This is a genomic window from Pseudomonas sp. SDO5271_S396 (assembly GCF_054071795.1).
Genome location: NZ_JBSVWB010000035.1, coordinates 1 through 19,238, shown reverse-complemented (window position 1 = coordinate 19,238; position 19,238 = coordinate 1). Strand labels below are relative to the sequence as shown.

Genomic DNA, 19,238 nt, shown 5'->3' with positions numbered 1-19,238 from the left:
CTCAAGCCTTCTAACTCTTCAAGCGACGGCGGTGCCGAATTCTGAGCAGCGTCGTTTCACCTGTCAACGCAACGACACTGCACGCTCAACCCTTTGAGAATCCCCAGATGCGCCACGCCGGCAACGAAACCCTGGCCGCCCTCACGGCCTATAAAAGTGGCTTCTTCAACATCGGCCTGTTCTCGGCGGTGATCAACCTGCTGATGCTGGCCCCGGCGTTGTACATGCTGCAGGTGTACGACCGGGTGCTGGCCTCGGGCAATCAGATGACCCTGCTGATGCTGACGCTGATGATCCTCGGCCTGTTCGGCCTGATGGGCGCGCTGGAATGGGTGCGCAGCCAGGTGGTGATCCGCCTCGGCACGCAGATGGACATGCGCCTGAACCAGCGGGTGTACGACGCCGCGTTCGAGGCGCAACTCAAAGGCGGCACCCAGGCCGCCGGCCAGGCGTTGCACGACCTGACCACCTTGCGCCAGTTCGCCACCGGGCAGGCGCTGTTCGCGTTTTTCGATGCGCCGTGGTTTCCGGTGTACCTGCTGGTGATCTTCCTGTTCCACCCCTGGCTCGGTCTGCTCGCCCTGGGTGGCGCGGTGGTACTGATCGCGTTGGCGTGGGTCAACCATCACGTCAGTCAGGCGCCGATGGCCCAGGCCAGCCAGCTGTCCATCAGCGCCAGTCAGCAGGCCACGGCTAACCTGCGCAATGCCGATACCATCGAAGCCATGGGCATGCTCGGCACCTTGCGTGCGCGTTGGTTCGGCCAGCACCAGGCATTTCTTGCGCAGCAGAACCTGGCCAGTGAAAAGACCGCGGCGGTCACCGCCTGGTCCAAAGGCGTGCGTCTGGCGTTGCAGTCGCTGGTGCTGGGGCTGGGCGCGTTGCTGGCGGTGCAGGGGGATATCACCCCGGGCATGATGATCGCCGGTTCGATCCTGATGGGCCGCGTGCTCACGCCCATCGACCAGTTGATCGGCGTATGGAAGCAATGGGGCTCGGCGCGCCTGGCCTACGAGCGTTTGTCGGAGTTGCTGGCGGTGAACCCGGCACGCCCGCTGCGCATGAGCTTGCCCACGCCCAAGGGCCAGTTGAGTGTCGAGCAGGTCAGCGCCTGCGCGCCCGGCAGCCGCCGACCGGCGTTGGCCAACCTGGGTTTCAGTCTGCCGGCCGGCGATGTGCTGGGAGTGATCGGCCCGTCGGGCTGCGGCAAATCCACGTTGGCCCGCGTGCTGGTGGGCGCCTGGGCACCACTGGCCGGCAAGGTGCGACTGGACGGCGCGGACCTTGCCCAGTGGGACAAACAGCAACTCGGCCCGCATATCGGCTACCTGCCTCAGGACATCCAACTGTTTGCCGGCAGCATCGCGCAAAACATCGCGCGCTTTGCCGAAGTGGAGGCGGACAAAGTCCTCGCCGCCGCGCAAATGGCCGGTGTGCACGAACTGATCCTGCAACTGCCCCAGGGCTACGACACCCAACTGGGGGAGGGCGGGGCGGGACTGTCCGGTGGCCAGAAACAACGCGTGGCGCTGGCGCGTGCGCTGTACGGCCTGCCCGCGCTGATCGTGCTGGACGAGCCCAACGCCAACCTTGACGAGGCGGGCGAGCAAGCGCTGCTCCAGGCCATCGCCCAACTCAAGCAGCAGCGCCGCACCCTGATCCTGATCACGCACAAACCCAATGTGCTGACCTTGACCGACCAGTTGCTGATCCTCAAGGACGGCCAGTTGCAGGCGTTCGGCCCGACGGCGCGGGTGCTTGAAGTGCGGCAGAAACCCGCTGCACCGGCGACCAAACCGGTGTCGACCCTGAGCATGAGCTATCGCCTTGGTGAGGGAAAACAGGCATGAATCCGAGCAGACCGGTGTTGATCAGCGAAGCGTCGAACAACGTGCTGGCGCTGGATGACAAAAAGTATTCGCGCCTGGGCTGGCTGCTGGTACTCGGCGGTTTTGCCGGGTTCCTCGGCTGGGCGGCGCTGGCGCCTCTGGACAAGGGCGTGGCGGTGTCGGGCAAGGTCATGGTGTCGGGCCATCGCAAGACCGTGCAGCACCCGGCCGGCGGGATCGTCGAACGCATCGAGGTACGTGATGGTGAGGCGGTCAAGGCTGGTCAAGTGTTGCTGCGCCTGAAGGAAACCCCGTTGCGTGGGCAGATGCAATCCTTGCGCAGTCAGTACCTGGCGTCACTGGCCAGCGAAGCGCGCTTGAGTGCGGAAAGCGAAGGCTTGTCGGCGATCGCGTTCGGGCCCGAACTGCTCAACGATCCGGAGGCGGCGAGCACCCTGAACCTGCAACGCCAGCTGTTCAGCAGCCGCGCCCAGGCACTGGCCACCGAGCAACAAGGCCTGCGCGAAACCATCGCCGGCGCCGAGGCGCAGTTGCGTGGCACGCGGGACTCCCAGGCCAGCAAGGTCCAGCAGCGCGCGGCCTTGAGCGAGCAATTGCAAGGTCTGCGCGAGTTGGCGCGCGATGGCTACATCCCGCGCAATCGCTTGCTCGACAGCGAGCGGCTGTACGCCCAGGTCGACGGCACCATCGCCGAGGATTTTGGCCGCATCGGCCAATTGCAGCGCCAGGTGCTGGAGCTGCGCCTGCGCATCCGCCAGCTTGGCGAAGACTTCCAGAAAGACCTGCGCAGCCAGTTGGCCGAGACCCGCACGCGCAGCGATGACCTGCGCAATCGCCTGGCCTCGGCCGAGTTCGAACTGGCCAACAGCCTGGTACGCGCGCCGGCGTCCGGGGTCGTCGTGGGGCTGGATGTGTACACCGAAGGCGGGGTGATCAAGCCCGGCCAGGCGCTGATGGACATCGTGCCCCAGGGCGAACCGCTGTTGGTGGAAGCGCGGGTGCCGGTGCAGTTGGTCGACAAGGTTCACCCGGGCCTGCCGGTGGAACTGCTGTTCTCCGCGTTCAACCAGGCCACCACGCCCCGGGTGGCGGGTGAGGTCACGCTGGTGTCGGCGGACCGCCAGGTGGATGAGCGCACCGAAGAGCCTTATTACATGCTGCGCGCCCAGGTCAGCGTGGCGGGCATGCAGCAACTCGACGGCGTGCAGATCCGCCCGGGCATGCCGGTGGAAACCTTCGTCAAGACGGGGGAGCGCTCGATGCTCAACTACTTGTTCAAACCGTTGCTGGATCGTACCCACATGGCGCTGGTGGAAGAATGAAGGCGTTGTTTTTTACCCTGTGTCTGGGTGTGGCACCGACCGCAAGCGCCTTGGGATTGATGGACGCCTATGACCTTGCCCTGCGCAATGATCCGACGTTTCAGGCGGCGATTCAGGAGCGTGAGGCCGGCGAAGAGAACCGCGTGATCGGTCGTTCGGCGTTGTTGCCGAACCTGTCTTGGAGCTACAACAACTCGCGCAACGAGTCCGAGGTGACCCAGAGTACCGCCGTGGGCAATGTCAGCACTGACCGCGATTACCGCAGCTATGCCTCGACCCTGACCCTGCAACAGCCCCTGCTGGATTACGAGGCGTACGCACGTTTTCGTCAGGGCACTGCCCAGGCGCTGATGGCCGATGAGCGTTTTCGCGGCAAGAGCCAGGAACTGGCGGTGCGGGTGCTCAGTGCCTACAGCCAGGCGCTGCTGGCCCAGGAACGCATCGAACTGAGCCGTGCGCAGAAACGCGCCCTGGCCGAGCGCCTGCAACTCAACGATCGCTTGCTCAAGGGGGGTGAAGGCACACGCACCGACGTGCTGGAAACCCAGGCGCGCTTGAGCCTGGCCCAGGCAGAAGAAATCGAGTCGCTGGATGCCCAGGACAGCGCCTTGCGCGAGCTGGAAGCCATCGTCGGTCAACCCTTGCAGATCGAAGCGCTGGTGCCGCTGACCCGTCAGTTCGACGTCGCGCCGCTGCAACCCAACCGTTTCGAAGCCTGGCGCGAACTGGCCATGGCCAATAACCCGGAGCTGAAATCCCAGCACCACGCGCTGGACGTGGCGTCCTATGAAGTGGAGCGCAAACGCGCCGGCCATTTACCCAAGGTCAGCCTCTACGCCAGCAGTCGCCAGACCAGCTCCGACTCGGAAAGCAGCTACAACCAGAAGTACGACACCAACAGCGTGGGCATTCAAGTAAGCCTGCCGCTGTTCGCCGGTGGCTCGGTGTCGGCGTCCACGCGCCAGGCGGCGAACCAGCTGTCCCAGGCCCAATACGAGTTGGACGCGCAAACCTCGGCCACGCTGGTGGAGTTGCGCAAACAGTTCAACCTCAACACCAGTGGCGCGGCCAAAGTACGCGCCTATGAAATGGCTGTCAGTTCGGCGACGGCGCTGGTGGCCGCCACCCGCAAGAGCGTCACCGGCGGTGAGCGCGTCAACCTCGACGTGCTGGACGCCGAGCAACAACTGTTCACCGCCCGCCGCGACCTGGCGAATGCGCGGCATGCATATTTGCTGGCGCGCATTCAGCTGAAGTATTACGCGGGGTTGCTGAGCGAGCAGGACCTGCGGGCGCTGGCAGGGTATTTCCAGCCCTCGGCATGAGTGGTTACAACCCGGCATTCGCCGGGTTTTTTGTGCTGACTAATCTGTGAAACAGCTTCGGGAAGCAGGAGCCGGTTGTCGGGTGACTGGGGAAAATTGTTACCTGGCGGAAAATAACCTAACGGATGGGTTACGATGAGAGTAGGCGCTTACAAGGGATATGTGATTTCGGTGTTTATCAGGGATGAGCATTGCCCGCCCCATGTGCATGTCAGGGGGAACGATTGGGATGCCCGTTTTCGTTTCAGTTTCCTGGATGGGGACGTGGAGTTGTGGGACGTGGCGCCCGAGCGGAGGTCGCCACCCATGGCGGTGTTGAAAGACATACGCGGGGCCATCATGCAGCGGCATTACCTGGCGCGGGCACGCAGGATCTGGTGGGACTACTTGCAAACGGTCTGCCTGGAGAATCATTCCTGGGATTGGGAGGCCAGTGAGTTGGTACCAGGGTTGGTTATCCGACGTGGAGTCCATGTCATCGCAAGCGCCAGGCACGATGTTGTAGCGCAACGGACAATTTTGAATCTGGTGAGAGCACCAGACTCCGTGGGGATTGATTTATGAAAATCGTAAAAGCCAAAGCCGTACCCGATAAACCGCTCACTGAGGCCGACGTCGAAAAGGCGATAGCCCGAGGGCGCAAGACACGGCACCTTTATGCCCGCGCCAGCTCGGTGCGTTATGAAGACAACTGTATTTCCATCGGCTTCAGCGACGGCAGTCGCGTGGTACTGCCGGTGACTGGCCTGCCCGAGTTCGATGGGTTTTCCTTGGAGGATTTTGAGCAACTGGAAGTCGGCTTTGGCGGCAAGGCGCTGTGCTGTGAACCCCAGGACCTGGATGTTTCGGTCACGGGTCTGATTGCCACAAGCAAGCCTCTGATGGACTTGGCCGTGAGCCTGGTCGCCTCGCGCAACGGCCGCAAGCGCAGCGCCGCCAAAGCCGCCGCCGCCCGCGCCAATGGCAAGAAGGGTGGACGGCCGCGCAAGAAGGAGCCGGAGGACGCTGAGTTACCGCCGAGTCAGTAACACGCCGGATTCCATATGGTGCGTCCACGGGAATTGATCAAACATCGCACACTTGGTGATTGTGTGCGTGTCATGCAATTGCGCAATGTTCGCCGCCAATGTCTCCGGGTTGCAGGAGATGTACAGGATGTTGTCGAAGCGCCGGGTCAGTTCGCAGGTGTCCGGGTCCATGCCGGCGCGGGGCGGGTCGACGAACACGCTGCCGAATTCGTAGCTCTTCAGGTCGATGCCGTGCAGGCGGCGGAACGGTCGCACTTCATTCAGCGCTTCGGTGAGTTCTTCGGCAGACAGGCGCACCAGCGTGACGTTTTCCACCGCGTTTTCATCGAGATTGCTGAGGGCCGCATTGACTGACGTCTTGCTGATTTCAGTGGCCAGCACCCTGCGCACCCGAGTGGCCAGAGGCAGGGTGAAATTGCCATTGCCGCAGTACAGCTCCAGCAAGTCATCCGGGCGATCGCCCAGTGCTTCATATGCCCAGTTGAGCATCTTCTGGTTCACCGTGCCGTTGGGCTGGGTGAAGGCGCCTTCGGGTTGGCGATAGCTGAACGTGCGGCCACCGACTTCGAGCTTTTCCACGACGTAGTCGTGGCCGATCACATCGCGCTTGCCCTTGGAGCGGCCGATGATGCTCACGTTCAAGTCAGTCGCCAGCTGGTTAGCGGCGACGTGCCAATGCTCGTCCAGTGGGCGGTGATAGCACAGGGTGATCATCGCGTCGCCCGCCAGGGTAGTCAGAAACTCCACCTGGAACAGCTTGTGACTCAGGGCGGCACTGGCTTGCCAGGCAGCTTTGAGTCGCGGCATCAACTGGTTGATGCGGGTGCTTGCGATGGGGAAGTCTTCGATCAGGATCGGCGTGCGTTTGTCGTCCTGGGAGAACATCGCGTAATGGCGCTCACCGCCCTCGCGCCACAGGCGGAACTCCGCGCGCAGGCGAAAGTGCTGCAGCGGCGAGTCGAACACTTGCGGCTCGGGGGCATCGAACGGTGCCAGCAGGTCACGCAGGCGCGTGACCTTGTCTTGCAGTTGTGCGGTGTAGCGTGCGGCGTCAAAAGTCATGCGTTGAACCAGCCCAGCTTGATCACGAACAGAATCGACAGAATCACCAGCGCCGGGTTCAGCTCACGGTAGCGGCCCGAAAGCAGCTTGATGGCGGTCCAGGCGATGAAACCGAAGGCGATGCCGTTGGCGATGGAGTAAGTGAAGGGCATCGCCAGGGCGGTGATCACCACCGGCGCTGCAACGGTGATGTCATCCCAGTCAATTTCTGCCAGGCCCGAAGTCATCAGCACTGCTACAAACAGCAGTGCCGGAGCGGTGGCAAAAGCCGGAACGCTGGCGGCCAGCGGCGAGAAGAACAGCGCCAGCAGGAACAGGATCGCGACCACGATGGCGGTGAGGCCGGTACGGCCACCGGCGCTTACGCCAGCAGCCGATTCGATGTAGCTGGTGGTGGTCGAGGTGCCCAGCAGGGAACCGGCCATGGCGGCGGTGCTGTCGGCGATCAGTGCACGGCCCATTTTCGGCATGTGCCCGTCCTTGCCCATCAGGCCGGCGCGCTTGGCCACGCCGATCAGGGTGCCGGAGTTGTCGAACAAATCAACGAACAGGAAGGCGAAGATCACGCTGACCAGGCCGATATCCAGCGCGCCTTTGATATCCAGTTGCAAGAAGGTCGGCGCCAGGGACGGTGGCATCGAGGTCACGCCGCCGAACGGGGTGAAGCCCAGGGCGATGGAGACGATAGTCACCGCGAGGATGCCGATCAGCACTGCGCCGCGCACGGCCAGGGCTTCCAGCGCGACGATCAGCGCGAAACCGAGGGTGGCGAGGATCGGCGCCGGTTGTTTCAGGTCCCCCAGGCCCACCATGGTGGCCGGGTTGCTGACCACGATACCGGCGTTGTGCAGTGCGATCAGCGCCAGGAACAGGCCGATACCGGCGGCAATCGCCGAGCGCAGGGGCAGGGGGATGCTGTTGATGATCCACTCACGGATGCGGAAGATCGACAGCAGGAAGAACAGCACGGCCGAAATGAACACCGCACCCAGCGCCACCTGCCAGGTGTGGCCCATGTGCAGCACCACGGTGTAGGTAAAGAAGGCGTTGAGACCCATGCCCGGCGCGAGGGCGATCGGGTAGTTGGCGATCAGGCCCATCACGGTCGAACCAATGGCCGCTGCCAGGCAGGTGGCGACAAACACCGCGCCCTTGTCCATGCCGGTCTCGCCGAGGATGCTCGGGTTCACGAACAGGATGTAGGCCATGGCCAGGAAGGTGGTGACGCCCGCGAGAATCTCGGTGCGCACGTTGGTGTTGTGTGCCTTGAGTTGAAACAGCTTTTCCAGCATGCCTGCTCCCTGTGACGCTCTGTGGCGTCGTTATTTGTTGACCTCTAAGTCAAAGCACAAACTGCGCCAAGCGCCTGTGGTTTCAGAGAGGTTCGGAAAAAGCGGCGCATCATACCAGCAGCAGAGACCATGAGGCATACTGCGCCGACGTTTAAACGAAGGTCGACTGCAACATGAAAAACGCCAGCCCGTGGAGTCTAGCTCTGATCCCCTGTATCAGCCTGTTGCTCGGGGCAGCACCGGCCTGGGGCGCGACTGCACCGCCCTTGAGCGAGGTGCGCGTGGTCAAGGTCGAGTCGGCAGTGTGCAAGGAAATTATCCCCGAGCGTGCGCAAAGCACGCAGATGTGCACACACCGTGGGCCCACCCAGGTTTCGGTGATGGAAGTCGGCCTGGGCAACAACCCGATGGGGCGCTTCGACGGCGCCGAGCTGGACGGCACGCGCACCCCTGTGTGCCAGGTGGGCAACATCAGCCAGGTGTGCAACGGCGCAGGCACCCTGATGGGCTACATCTATGTGTTCAGTCTGAATGTCGAAGCCCCGGGGTGGTTCGAATACAGCAATTCGTCGATCAACCCTCCGCGCAACACGCTCAGCACCCAGTTCAACATCCGCTGATCAATCCCTTTGAACGCTCGATACCCCGGGAAGTCGTACCCCTGAGACGGCGACTTTCCTGAACGCCGCGGACGTACACCAACCCGTGAGGTGTTTATGAGCGCGACCCCCAATGGCGCGGCGGTCCAGCCGTTCGTCAGTCACTCGATCCACCTGACCCTCAACGGTCAGGCCCGCCATCTGAAGGTATTGCCCTGGACTACCTTGCTGGACCTGTTGCGTGAACAGCTTGACCTGGTCGGCAGCAAAAAAGGTTGCGACCACGGCCAGTGCGGCGCCTGTACCGTGTTGCGCGACGGCAAACGGGTCAATGCCTGCCTGACCCTGGCGGTGATGTGCGATGGCGCGGAGCTGACCACCATCGAAGGCCTGGCCAACGGTGATGCGCTCCACCCCATGCAGCAAGCCTTTATCCGGCACGACGCGTTCCAGTGCGGTTATTGCACCCCCGGTCAAATCTGCTCCGCCGTCGGCCTGATCAATGAAGGGCGTACCGATGACGTCGCGCAGCTCCGGGAGCGCATGAGCGGTAACCTGTGTCGGTGCGGGGCCTACAGCAATATTCGCGATGCCATCGAGGATGTGCTGGGAGGCGAGCAATGAACCCGTTCCATTACAGCAAGCCCGCTGACGTGAATGAGGCCGTGCACCTGAGCAGCGCGACATCGCGTTTTATCGCCGGCGGCACCAACCTGTTGGACCTGATGAAAGAAAACATCAGCCGCCCTGAACATCTCATCGACATCACCGGCCTGCCGCTGCATGACCTTCGGGAAACCGCCGAGGGCGGCCTGTTGATTGGCGCGTTGGTGAGCAACGCCGATCTGGCCTGGCACCCGCTTATCGAACAGCGCTACCCATTGCTGTCCCAGGCGATTCTCGCCGGGGCGTCACCGCAACTGCGCAATATGGCCAGTACCGGCGGCAACCTGTTGCAGCGCACCCGTTGTTACTACTTCTACGATGCCAGCGTGCCATGCAACAAGCGCGAGCCCGGCAGTGGTTGCCCGGCGCGCAGCGGTCTGAACCGCATTCACGCAATCTTCGGCGCCAGTGACCAGTGCGTCGCTACCCACCCTTCGGACATGTGTGTCGCCTTGGCGGCGCTGGACGCGCGAGTGCATGTCGAGGGGCGAGGCGGGGCCAGGGTCATTGAGTTCGCCGACTTCCATCGCCTGCCGGGCGATGCGCCGCAACGCGATAACCTGCTGGCTGATGATGAGCTGATCACCGCCATCGAATTGCCCGCCGACCATCTGGCGCGTCACAGCCACTACCTGAAAATTCGCGATCGCGCCTCTTACGCCTTTGCGCTGGTGTCCGTTCCGCCGCCCTTGAATTGGAGGGCGACCGCATCGTCGACGCGCGCCTGGCCCTTGGCGGTGTGGCCCACAAACCCTGGCGTGATCGTGCGGTGGAAGCCGCGCTGATTGGCCAGGCGGTGAGCCGAGAAACCTTCAGCCACGCCGCCGACAGCCTGTTACAAGACGCCGAACCCTTGGCGCACAACGGGTTCAAGATCAAATTGGCACGCCGCGCGGTCATCCGTGCGCTGAGCGACGCGGCGGTCGCAGGAGAACGCCCATGACCACCCTTGGCAAGCCTCTGGACCGGGTGGACGGTCTGCTCAAGGTCACCGGCCGCGCACGCTACGCCGGTGAGTTTCCCGATGCGCAACTGCTGCATGGCAGTGTGGTATCCAGCACCATCGCCAAAGGACGGGTGCTCAGGATCGACGCTTCCAAGGCCCTGGCGCTGCCGGGCGTGGTCACGGTGCTCGATCATCTCAACCACCCGAATATCGCCAGCTACGATGATGCCTTCGCTGATGCCGATGCGGCGGACGGCTCGCCGTTTCGCCCGTTGTACAACGACCGCGTGCTGTACAGCGGCCAGCCTCTGGCGCTGGTGGTCGCCGATAATCTGGAGTTGGCGCGGCATGCCGGCTCCCTGGTGACCATCGAGTACGCCCCCGAAACCTTCGACACCGACCTGGCGGCGCAGCAGGAACACGCCCATGCCTCGCCGCAGACGCCGCCCGCGCCGCGCGGCAACTTTCAGGCTCAATGGGCTGATGCCGCCGTTCGCCTGGACTTGCACTACAGCACCCCCAGTGAGCATCACAACCCGATGGAGCCCCATGCCAGCACGGTGTTGTATCAACCGGACGGCACGCTGCATATCCATGACAAGACCCAGGGCCCGCAGAACTGTCAGGCGTATGTGCAAAAAGTGTTCGGCCTGGATAAACACCAAGTGCGTATTTTTGCCGCGTTTGTCGGCGGGGCCTTTGGCTCCGGCCTGCGCCCGCAGTATCAACTGCCATTGGCGGTGATGGCCGCGCTGGCACTCAAGCGTTCGGTGCGCGTCACGCTGACGCGCCAGCAAATGTTCACCTTCGGTTATCGCCCGCGCACCTTGCAGCGCTTGCAGATGGGCGCGGCGGCGAACGGTCGGCTGCTGGCCTTGGGACACACGGCCATCGGCCAGACCTCACGCTTCGAGGATTTCAGCGAGCATGTGGTGGAATGGAGCGGCATGCTCTATCACTGCGACAACGTGCAACTGACCTACAACCTGGTGCCGCTGGATGTCTTTACCCCGTTGGACATGCGCGCACCGGGCGCCGCCCTCGGCGTGATCGGCCTGGAGTGCGCCATGGACGAATTGGCGTGCGCGCTGGGCATGGACCCGGTGCAACTGCGCCTGATCAATTACGCCGAACGCAACCAGAACGAAGACAAACCCTGGTCGAGCAAAGCCCTGCGCGAGTGTTACCGCGAAGGTGCCGAGCGTTTCGGCTGGGACCAGCGCAACCCCGAACCACGCAGCATGCGCGACGGTCGCCACCTGATCGGCTGGGGCATGGCCGGCGGTGTGTGGGAAGCCATGCAAATGAAGGCCAGCGCCAGGGCCAGCCTCGACGCAGAGGGCAAGCTGACCGTCAGCAGCGCCACCACCGACATCGGCACCGGCACGTACACGGTCATGACCCAGATTGCTGCGCAGGCCAGTGGCGTGCCCGTTGAGGACGTGGTGTTTGTGCTAGGCGACTCGTCCTTGCCGACCGCGCCGTTGCAGGGCGGCTCGTTTACCGTCTCATCCGTCGGCACCGCCGTGCAGCAAGCATGCGAAGCGTTGACCGCCCAACTGCTGGCCATCGCCCGCGAGACTTACCCGGTCTTCAAGGACGCCCAATCGGTGCGTTTCGAAGACGGCCAACTGCATGCCGGTGATGTCCGGGTGTCGTTGGCGCAACTGGTCAAGGACGGCGGCAAGGGCGCGGTGGAAGTACAGGTCGATAGCAAACCGGACAAAAAACGCAAGGCATACTCCACGGCCACTCATTCAGCCGTGTTTGTCGAAGTGCGGGTGGATGAAGACCTGGGCACTGTCGAGGTCAGCCGGGTGGTCAGCGCGATTGCCGCCGGGCGCGTGGTCAACCCCAAGATGGCGCGCAGCCAGATCCTCGGCGGCGTGGTGTGGGGCATCGGCATGGCCCTGCACGAAGAAACCCAGACCGACCATCAACTGGGACGTGTCATGAACCACAGCCTGGCTGAATATCACATCCCGGTGAATGCCGATATCGGCGACATAGATGTGGTTTTCGTCGAGGAACATGACGAGATCGTCAACGCCCTCGGTTCAAAGGGCGTGGGCGAAATCGGCATCGTCGGCGTGGCAGCCGCGGTGGCGAATGCGGTGTATCACGCCACTGGCAAACGGGTGCGGGATTTTCCCATTACCCTGGATAAGGTGCTGTGAAAACGTCGCGCTGATGTGCGTCGGAAGGGGACCATCGAATTTCTGGCTTCGCCAGATTCGGTGATTCCCACCTGCTATTAAGGCTGTTTCAGGTCGATGTAGAGTTCTGTTTTGTCTCGAGACTGTGTCACAGCGGTCTCCTTGGTTGGCGGCGCTTCATCGATGGAGACGCCCGTTGCGCCCGTCAGTTGAGACATACCTCGAACAGGTGGCTCGTTGTCGTAGTTGAACACATGATCGCTGCCAACCCTTGCAACCCATTTGCCCTGTGGTTGGTTGGCCTGGTCAGCATTAATGACATTGCTTGCGTAATAGTTCATGTTTTTAAGGCGGGTGGTCTTGGGCTCCACGGAGGGCACATCGATAGCTTTGACCCGTATGCCATGTTTTCGCATCGTCAACAGCAGTTCTCTGTTGGTGTAGCGACCGTGGCCGGCATGAGCGCGGTCAATGAGCTTCAGATTGTTACTCAGGGCGGGCGAAAACTTGCCTGTTTCGAAAAAGTGGTCCAGGTCGGGTTGAAGCGAGTGATCGAACCCTTCCGAATACAAGGTGGTCACCTTGTTCCTCTCGAACTCGCCTGCGTTATCAATCAAAAACTGCACGCCAGCGGGCTGGGAATGATCCTCGCCAAGGATCATGCCGGAGGATTTCCCGTAGACAGTGTCAATCACCTCTTTGGGCGAGGCATTTTTAGGCAGATCGGCAAGAACAGGCCTTGGCTTGGTTTTCGCGGATTTGTGATAGGCGTTGGCATCCGCTTTCAGCTTTTTATCAATCTGGTCCTTTATTTTCGATGACGAAGGCTCTCCGGGGGCGGGATAGTCATAGGCACCGGGCTCAAAGGATGGCTTGGCCGACTGCCAAGGCAGTTTTATGCCGCCGTTGCCTTTGGCCGGCTGCCAGCCTCCTTGGCCATCAGAGTGGACGGTCATGAGCGGTTTTTTGGTCGAAGGGTCGATAACCTGAACGTAGCCATCACGCAGTTTGAACCGGCCGTCTATTTCATGGACGTGCCCGGTACTTTGTTCGTCGGTGAGTCGAATGAACCAGCGGCTTTCGCCGGAGCTGCCGTTGACTTGGTAGATGCCATGGGCGTTTGGAGTGACGCCTGTGATCAATTGCTCGCCGCCTTCCACCGCAAATTGGCTGATCCGGCCCCATTGTGAGGGGCGCAGACGATTGACTTCCGGTTCGGGCTGGTTGGGCGTCTCTGACGGCGGGGCGGCAGGGGCTGTTTCAACCGGACGGGTGTCGAGGGCAGGTTTTTCGGCGGCAGCCTTGGGTGTGAGTGCCGGAACAGCCTTCGGCTTGACCAGATTTCTACGGGCTGGACTGTCGGGTTTCAAGGCAAGATTGTCGGCCAGGCTGCTGATCTCATCGTCCGAAAGTGGCTCATTGCGAAGAGCCTTCGCCAGCAAAGTACCCAAGCCCCTGGCTTGCCCATAGACGGGAACAAATCCCTGGCCTGAATCACCGATCGTACCAAGCACAGAGTCCATGGTCGTTTTGTCGACCCCGAAGACCTTGCCAATGTGATTATTCTGATTGAGATCCAGCAACAGCGCGCTCAAAGGGTTATCGAAGTAGCGCTCCACGGTGTTGGCCGTGTTTTTATCCACACCGAACACTTGCAACGCTTCGCCCAGCCCGGAAAAAGGGTGTTCAAGGTGCTTGAGCAGTTCTTCGTAGAACCCTCGGATGTCGTCCGCTTCGACATTGCTCGCCGCTTCATTCTGAACCTTGCTTTTGAATTCGCTGGCCGTCATCGGCACCAGCGGCAGGTGCTGGTTCAAGCCGTTCTTAACGAAGTAAAACTGCTGCTTTTTATCTTGGCCCAGCAGATTGCCGTAGGCGTCGTATTCAAACAGTACCTTTTCGCCATCTGCGCGTCGCCCGGAGTAAAGCTCCCGCCCATCCGGGGAAGTGCTTTCGTGCTTGAGATCGGTCAAGCCATTGACCGATGTGGGGGGCGCGGAGTTGCCCTGATCCAGTCGCGCAAAAATATCGTTGCCTTCAGTGGCATACGGGCCTGCGACAGCGTTGATGTCGTTGTTTTTGAACCGGGTCAGGGTATCTGTGACCCGTTGGGTCCTGGCAGGTGAGCCACCCTCGGCAAAGTGCTGGCTGAAGGACTCGAGTTGCTTGGGGTCACCGGCCTGCGCTTTCAGCCAGGCATTCATTTCTGCAAGGGAATTGAACGACTGAAACGAGCGCCCATCGTCCTGTGGAACATACAGCACGATATTGGGGCCGGCGGGCACTGAGGGTACACGCTGTATGAAGATGATGTCCGTGGCCTGGACCCCGTCGACGGCAAATGTCTTGACCTGCACGGAAGGCAGGCCTCGGGTGCGCGGCCACCGCACGGCGTCGACCATGTCGTTGACGCCGGGGGGCATGTTCCCGGCGTTCAGGTCGGTGGTGATGCTCTGCGTGAATCGATCGAGAGAGGTCTTCAGTGTGTAGCTACTGTTGGGCCTGTCCCAAGACGAGGCTGGAGAGAGTGGAGGGGATACGGTTTGCCTGGAAACACCGGGGATGCTCATCTTCATCTGCCGAAAGTAGGTCGAAGGGGTTCGCCAATCGCAGGAAGGTTCCAGCGTTGGTGTAACCCTTGAGTGATTTCGACGTGAGAATTCGTTCCATTGATAGGTGGGAAAAACTGATTCGGCGGGCGCGCTGCTTAAGCGCGCGCCTCCTCGGCCGGCACATGCATCCGGTCCCGATTGGCCAGGGTCGGAAACAGTTTGATCCAGACCCCGGTGACCACCAGCGTACCGATCCCGCCCATGACCACGGCGGGCACGGTGCCGAACCAGTGGGCGGTGATGCCGGATTCGAACTCGCCCAACTGGTTGGACGCGCCGATGAACAGGCCGTTGACGGCACTGACCCGCCCGCGCATTTCATCCGGCGTTTCCAACTGCACGAAGGACGCACGGATGACCATGCTGATCATGTCTGCGGCGCCCAGCACCACCAGTACGGCGAGGGAAAACCAGAACGAGGTGGACAGGCCGAACGCGATGGTCGCGACGCCGAACACCCCGACGGCGGTGAACATCACACGGCCCACATGACGGTCGACCGAGAACCGTGCCAGCCACAACGACATCAGCAACGCGCCCACCGCCGGTGCCGAACGCAGCAGGCCCAGGCCCCAGGCGCCGGTCAGCAGAATGTCCTTGGCAAATACCGGCAACAGCGCGGTGGCACCGCCCAGCAGCACAGCGAACAGGTCCAGGGAGATGGCACCGAGAATATCCGGGCGGCTGCGGATGAAACGAATGCCGGCCAGCAGCGAATCCAGAGTGGCTTTGCCTTTGTTGAGCGGGGTCTGGCGCGCAGGCAGGTTGAGCGTCAGCACGCAGGCGATAAGGTACAACGCCACCGTCGGGCCATACACCCACACGCTGCCGAACGCATAGAGCAAGCCGCCCAGGGCCGGGGCGACGATGGTTGCCAGTTGTTGCGCCGATTGGGACGATGCCACCGCGCGCGGGAACAACGCACTGGGCACGATGCTCGGGAGCAGGGCCTGGGTGGTGGGCATTTCGAAGGAGCGTGCGGCACCCAGCAGGAAGGCGAGGATGAAGATCATCTCGCGGGTCACGCTGCCGGTCAGGCCGCCGATGGCCAGTGACAGGGCGATCAAGGCCTGCACGGTCTGGCAGATGGCCGCGACCTTGCGTCGTTCATAGCGGTCGGCCACATGCCCGGTGTGCAGCATGAACAAGACGCGCGGCACGAACTCCACCAGGCCGACCAGGCCCAGGTCCAGCACGTTGCCGGTCAACTGGTAGAGGTTCCAGCCAATCGCCACGGTGAGCATCTGGAAACCGCTGGCGGTGAAGATGCGTGCCAGCCAGAACGCGATGAAAGGGCGGTGGTGACGCAACAGCAACGCGGGTTCACTAGGCATCGGAAGTTCGGGTCAGGGCCGGAGGGAGCGCCGAGATTATCATTAAGTTGTAACAGATGGTTGCAACAACTGAGCTGAGGCAGCCTGTCACGCGGCAAAAGACCACACAGTCCTGCGTTCAAAATGGGACTACTCTTTCAGCAATGCTTGATCCAGATCAACACCTTCACGGGCGTTGCCCTGGCGGCCCTAAGGCCTGATTCCCTACGTGGTTGGCAAAAAAAGAAACGAATTGAAATTCGCCACACTCCATATCCGTGGGGGCAGTGGGTGCAGGCTCCCAGCCAGCAGCCGGTATTACCTGACAGAGGAAGACTTATGTTCGGTTTGGAGGCGCTAGATCTCGCCCGAATTCAATTCGCGTTCACCATCTCTTTCCACATCCTGTTCCCGGCGATCACCATCGGCCTGGCCAGTTACCTGGCGGTGCTGGAAGGCCTGTGGCTCAAGACCCACAACGACACCTACCGTGATCTCTACCATTTCTGGTCGAAGATCTTTGCCGTCAACTTCGGCATGGGCGTGGTCTCCGGCCTGGTCATGGCCTATCAGTTCGGCACCAACTGGAGCCGCTTTTCGGACTTCGCCGGCGCCGTCACCGGCCCGCTTCTTACGTATGAAGTACTCACGGCCTTCTTCCTCGAAGCCGGCTTCCTGGGGGTGATGCTGTTCGGGTGGAACAAGGTGGGGCGCAAGCTGCACTTCTTTTCTACGGTGATGGTGGCCGTGGGCACGTTGATCTCCACGTTCTGGATCCTGTCGTCCAACAGCTGGATGCAGACGCCACAAGGCTTCGAAATCATCGATGGGCGCGTGATTCCGACCGATTGGCTGGCAGTGGTCTTCAACCCCTCGTTCCCGTATCGCCTGGCCCACATGGCTACGGCGGCCTTCGTGGCCACGGCGTTCTTCGTCGGTTCCTCGGCGGCCTGGCATTTGCTGCGCGGCAAGGACAACCCGGCCATCCGCAAGATGCTGTCGATGGCGATGTGGATGGCCCTGATCGTTGCGCCCATCCAGGCGGTGATCGGTGACTTTCACGGGCTCAATACCTTGAAGCACCAGCCGGCGAAAATCGCCGCGATCGAAGGCCACTGGGAAAACATCGGCAACGAACCGACGCCGCTGATTCTGTTCGGCTGGCCTGACATGAAGGCTGAAAAAACCAAATACGCCGTGGAAATCCCCTACCTGGGCAGCCTGATCCTGACCCACTCCCTGGACAAACAGGTGCCTGCCCTCAAGGAGTTCCCGCCCGAAGACCGGCCCAATTCCACCATCGTGTTCTGGTCGTTCCGGGTCATGGTCGGCCTGGGTTTCCTGATGATCTTTACCGGTCTGTTCAGCCTGTGGCTGCGCAAGGGCGACAAGTTGTACACGTCCAGGCCGTTCCTGTACCTGGCACTGTGGATGGGCCCGTCCGGCCTGATCGCGATTCTCGCCGGCTGGTTCACTACCGAGATTGGCCGCCAACCGTGGGTGGTCTACGGCTTGATGCGCACGGCGGATGCGTCCTCCGGGCATAGCCTGGCGCAGATGACCATCACCCTGGTGCTGTTCGTGGTGGTGTACTTCGCGCTGTTCGGTGCGGGGCTGGGCTACATGATGCGCCTGGTACGCAAAGGCCCCGTGACCCACGAAGGCGCCGAGACGACCCACGGCGGTCCTGGCCAGAAACGTACACCGGCCCGTCCGTTGTCGGCCGCCGATGACGGCAGCGATGACGACCACATTCAGCACAAGGGGCATTGAGATGGGTATTGATCTTCCGCTGATCTGGGCCGTGATCATCATCTTCGGCATCATGATGTATGTGGTCATGGACGGCTTCGACTTGGGCATCGGCATTCTCTTCCCCTTTATCCCGGGCAAGACCGACCGCGATGTGATGATGAACACCGTGGCTCCCGTGTGGGACGGTAACGAAACCTGGCTGGTGCTGGGCGGTGCGGCGTTGTTCGGTGCGTTTCCGCTGGCCTATTCGGTGGTGCTGTCGGCCTTGTACCTGCCGCTGATCCTGATGCTGGTCGGGCTGATCTTTCGCGGCGTGGCCTTCGAGTTCCGCTTCAAGGCCAAGGACCACAAGCGTCACCTGTGGGACAAGGCGTTCATCGGCGGCTCCGTGGCGGCCACCTTCTTCCAGGGCGTGGCGCTGGGGGCCTTTATCGATGGCATTCCGGTGGTGGACCGCCAGTTCGCCGGCGGTTCGCTGGACTGGCTTACGCCATTCACGATGTTCTGTGGTGTGGCGCTGATCGTTGCCTATGCATTGCTGGGCTGCACCTGGCTGATCATGAAGACGGAAGGCCCCTTGCAGGAAAAAATGCACGACCTGGCGCGGCCGCTGGCCTTCGTGGTGCTGGCCGTGATTGGCATTGTCAGCATCTGGACGCCGCTCACGCACCCGGAAATCGCCTCGCGCTGGTTCACCTTGCCTAACCTGTTCTGGTTCCTGCCGGTGCCGATCCTGGTGCTGGTGACGATGTACGGGTTGATCCGCGCGGTGGCGCGCAATGCGCATTACACGCCGTTCCTGCTGACGCTGGTGCTGATCTTCCTGGGCTACAGCGGCCTGGGGATCAGCCTGTGGCCGAACATCATTCCGCCGTCGGTATCGATCTGGGACGCCGCCGCGCCGCCGCAAAGCCAAGGCTTCATGCTGGTGGGCACGCTGTTCATCATCCCGTTCATCCTGGGCTACACCTTCTGGAGCTACTACGTGTTCCGCGGCAAGGTGACCCACGAAGACGGCTATCACTAGGAGGGGTGTGACATGTCCGGCAAACCGTCGTTGCGCGAGATCGAGCAGGCCGAGAAACAACCGCTGTGGCGGCGCCTGGGGTGGCTGGCGATGATCTGGACTGGCAGCGTGCTGGCCCTGTTCATCGTGGCCAGCCTGATGCGCATGTTCATGAGCGCGGCGGGCCTGACCACCCACTGACATCCCATCCGGGCCTTGCGGCCCGGCTTTCAGCCCTTCTGTCGAAGGGCTTTTTTATGTGCGCCCAGCATGGGCGCAATCTTGTGGGTGAAAGTCCCGCCGTAA

Annotated in this window: 15 protein-coding genes and 1 pseudogene; 12 read left to right on the top strand and 4 right to left on the bottom strand. The window is 61.9% G+C overall.

Annotated elements, in window-relative coordinates; all coding sequences use genetic code 11:
• Positions 1-107 precede the first annotated feature (107 nt).
• The 5 genes from ACW9IN_RS21360 to ACW9IN_RS21340 all read left to right on the top strand — a co-directional run bounded on the left by ACW9IN_RS21360 (position 108) and on the right by ACW9IN_RS21340 (position 5,525).
• Positions 108-1,850 carry a type I secretion system permease/ATPase gene (locus tag ACW9IN_RS21360; RefSeq protein WP_457367682.1) on the top strand — a complete coding sequence of 581 codons (1,743 nt, stop codon included), beginning with the start codon at positions 108-110 and terminating at the stop codon, positions 1,848-1,850.
• Positions 1,847-3,172, top strand: coding sequence for an HlyD family type I secretion periplasmic adaptor subunit (locus ACW9IN_RS21355; RefSeq protein WP_457367681.1), 1,326 nt, complete (start codon positions 1,847-1,849; stop codon positions 3,170-3,172). The genes ACW9IN_RS21360 and ACW9IN_RS21355 overlap by 4 nt, the downstream gene beginning before the upstream one ends.
• Positions 3,169-4,497: a TolC family outer membrane protein gene (locus tag ACW9IN_RS21350; RefSeq protein ID WP_457367680.1), complete on the top strand. Its 1,329-nt coding sequence runs from the start codon at positions 3,169-3,171 to the stop codon at positions 4,495-4,497. The genes ACW9IN_RS21355 and ACW9IN_RS21350 overlap by 4 nt, the downstream gene beginning before the upstream one ends.
• Before the next feature lie 135 nt (positions 4,498-4,632).
• The gene (locus ACW9IN_RS21345) at positions 4,633-5,061 is read left to right on the top strand and encodes a DUF4160 domain-containing protein (RefSeq protein WP_457367679.1); all 429 of its coding nucleotides are present in this window, start codon (positions 4,633-4,635) and stop codon (positions 5,059-5,061) included.
• Positions 5,058-5,525 (top strand): DUF2442 domain-containing protein, encoded by a 468-nt coding sequence (locus ACW9IN_RS21340; protein ID WP_457367678.1) that lies wholly within the window; start codon positions 5,058-5,060, stop codon positions 5,523-5,525. The genes ACW9IN_RS21345 and ACW9IN_RS21340 overlap by 4 nt, the downstream gene beginning before the upstream one ends.
• On the opposite strand, the gene trmA is transcribed toward ACW9IN_RS21340, so the two are convergent.
• Positions 5,508-6,587: a tRNA (uridine(54)-C5)-methyltransferase TrmA gene (gene trmA, locus ACW9IN_RS21335; RefSeq protein WP_457367677.1), complete on the bottom strand. Its 1,080-nt coding sequence runs from the start codon at positions 6,585-6,587 to the stop codon at positions 5,508-5,510. The genes ACW9IN_RS21340 and trmA overlap by 18 nt on opposite strands.
• Positions 6,584-7,879 (bottom strand): NCS2 family permease, encoded by a 1,296-nt coding sequence (locus ACW9IN_RS21330; RefSeq protein ID WP_457367676.1) that lies wholly within the window; start codon positions 7,877-7,879, stop codon positions 6,584-6,586. The genes trmA and ACW9IN_RS21330 overlap by 4 nt, the downstream gene beginning before the upstream one ends.
• A gap of 173 nt (positions 7,880-8,052) precedes the next feature.
• Here ACW9IN_RS21330 and ACW9IN_RS21325 point away from each other — a divergent pair, with 173 nt between their 5' ends.
• The 4 genes and pseudogenes from ACW9IN_RS21325 to ACW9IN_RS21310 all read left to right on the top strand — a co-directional run bounded on the left by ACW9IN_RS21325 (position 8,053) and on the right by ACW9IN_RS21310 (position 12,267).
• Positions 8,053-8,499 carry a DUF4879 domain-containing protein gene (locus ACW9IN_RS21325; protein ID WP_457367675.1) on the top strand — a complete coding sequence of 149 codons (447 nt, stop codon included), beginning with the start codon at positions 8,053-8,055 and terminating at the stop codon, positions 8,497-8,499.
• 96 nt (positions 8,500-8,595) lie between these two features.
• A complete protein-coding gene (locus ACW9IN_RS21320) occupies positions 8,596-9,102 on the top strand; it encodes a (2Fe-2S)-binding protein (protein WP_457367674.1) in 507 nt (168 codons plus the stop codon).
• A pseudogene (locus ACW9IN_RS21315) lies at positions 9,099-10,087 on the top strand (FAD binding domain-containing protein). The gene ACW9IN_RS21320 and the pseudogene ACW9IN_RS21315 overlap by 4 nt, the downstream one beginning before the upstream one ends.
• Entirely contained in the window at positions 10,084-12,267 is a 2,184-nt protein-coding gene (locus tag ACW9IN_RS21310; RefSeq protein WP_457367673.1) for a xanthine dehydrogenase family protein molybdopterin-binding subunit, read from the top strand. The pseudogene ACW9IN_RS21315 and the gene ACW9IN_RS21310 overlap by 4 nt, the downstream one beginning before the upstream one ends.
• A 77-nt stretch (positions 12,268-12,344) precedes the next feature.
• Here ACW9IN_RS21310 and ACW9IN_RS21305 read toward each other — a convergent pair whose 3' ends face one another.
• Positions 12,345-14,816, bottom strand: a complete 2,472-nt coding sequence (locus ACW9IN_RS21305) for a dermonecrotic toxin domain-containing protein (RefSeq protein ID WP_457367672.1) — start codon at positions 14,814-14,816, stop codon at positions 12,345-12,347.
• Positions 14,817-14,953: 137 nt separating this feature from the next.
• Positions 14,954-16,192, bottom strand: a complete 1,239-nt coding sequence (locus tag ACW9IN_RS21300; protein ID WP_457367671.1) for an MFS transporter — start codon at positions 16,190-16,192, stop codon at positions 14,954-14,956.
• A gap of 318 nt (positions 16,193-16,510) precedes the next feature.
• On the opposite strand from ACW9IN_RS21300, the gene ACW9IN_RS21295 reads away from it, so the two are divergent.
• Genes ACW9IN_RS21295 through ACW9IN_RS21285 form a run of 3 tightly spaced genes read left to right on the top strand, consistent with a single transcriptional unit; the run spans position 16,511 to position 19,133 of the window.
• A complete protein-coding gene (locus ACW9IN_RS21295) occupies positions 16,511-17,944 on the top strand; it encodes a cytochrome ubiquinol oxidase subunit I (protein WP_457367670.1) in 1,434 nt (477 codons plus the stop codon).
• Position 17,945: 1 nt separating this feature from the next.
• Positions 17,946-18,953 (top strand): cytochrome d ubiquinol oxidase subunit II, encoded by a 1,008-nt coding sequence (cydB, locus tag ACW9IN_RS21290; RefSeq protein WP_457367669.1) that lies wholly within the window; start codon positions 17,946-17,948, stop codon positions 18,951-18,953.
• A gap of 12 nt (positions 18,954-18,965) precedes the next feature.
• Entirely contained in the window at positions 18,966-19,133 is a 168-nt protein-coding gene (locus ACW9IN_RS21285; protein WP_457367668.1) for a DUF2474 domain-containing protein, read from the top strand.
• Positions 19,134-19,238: the final 105 nt, after the last annotated feature.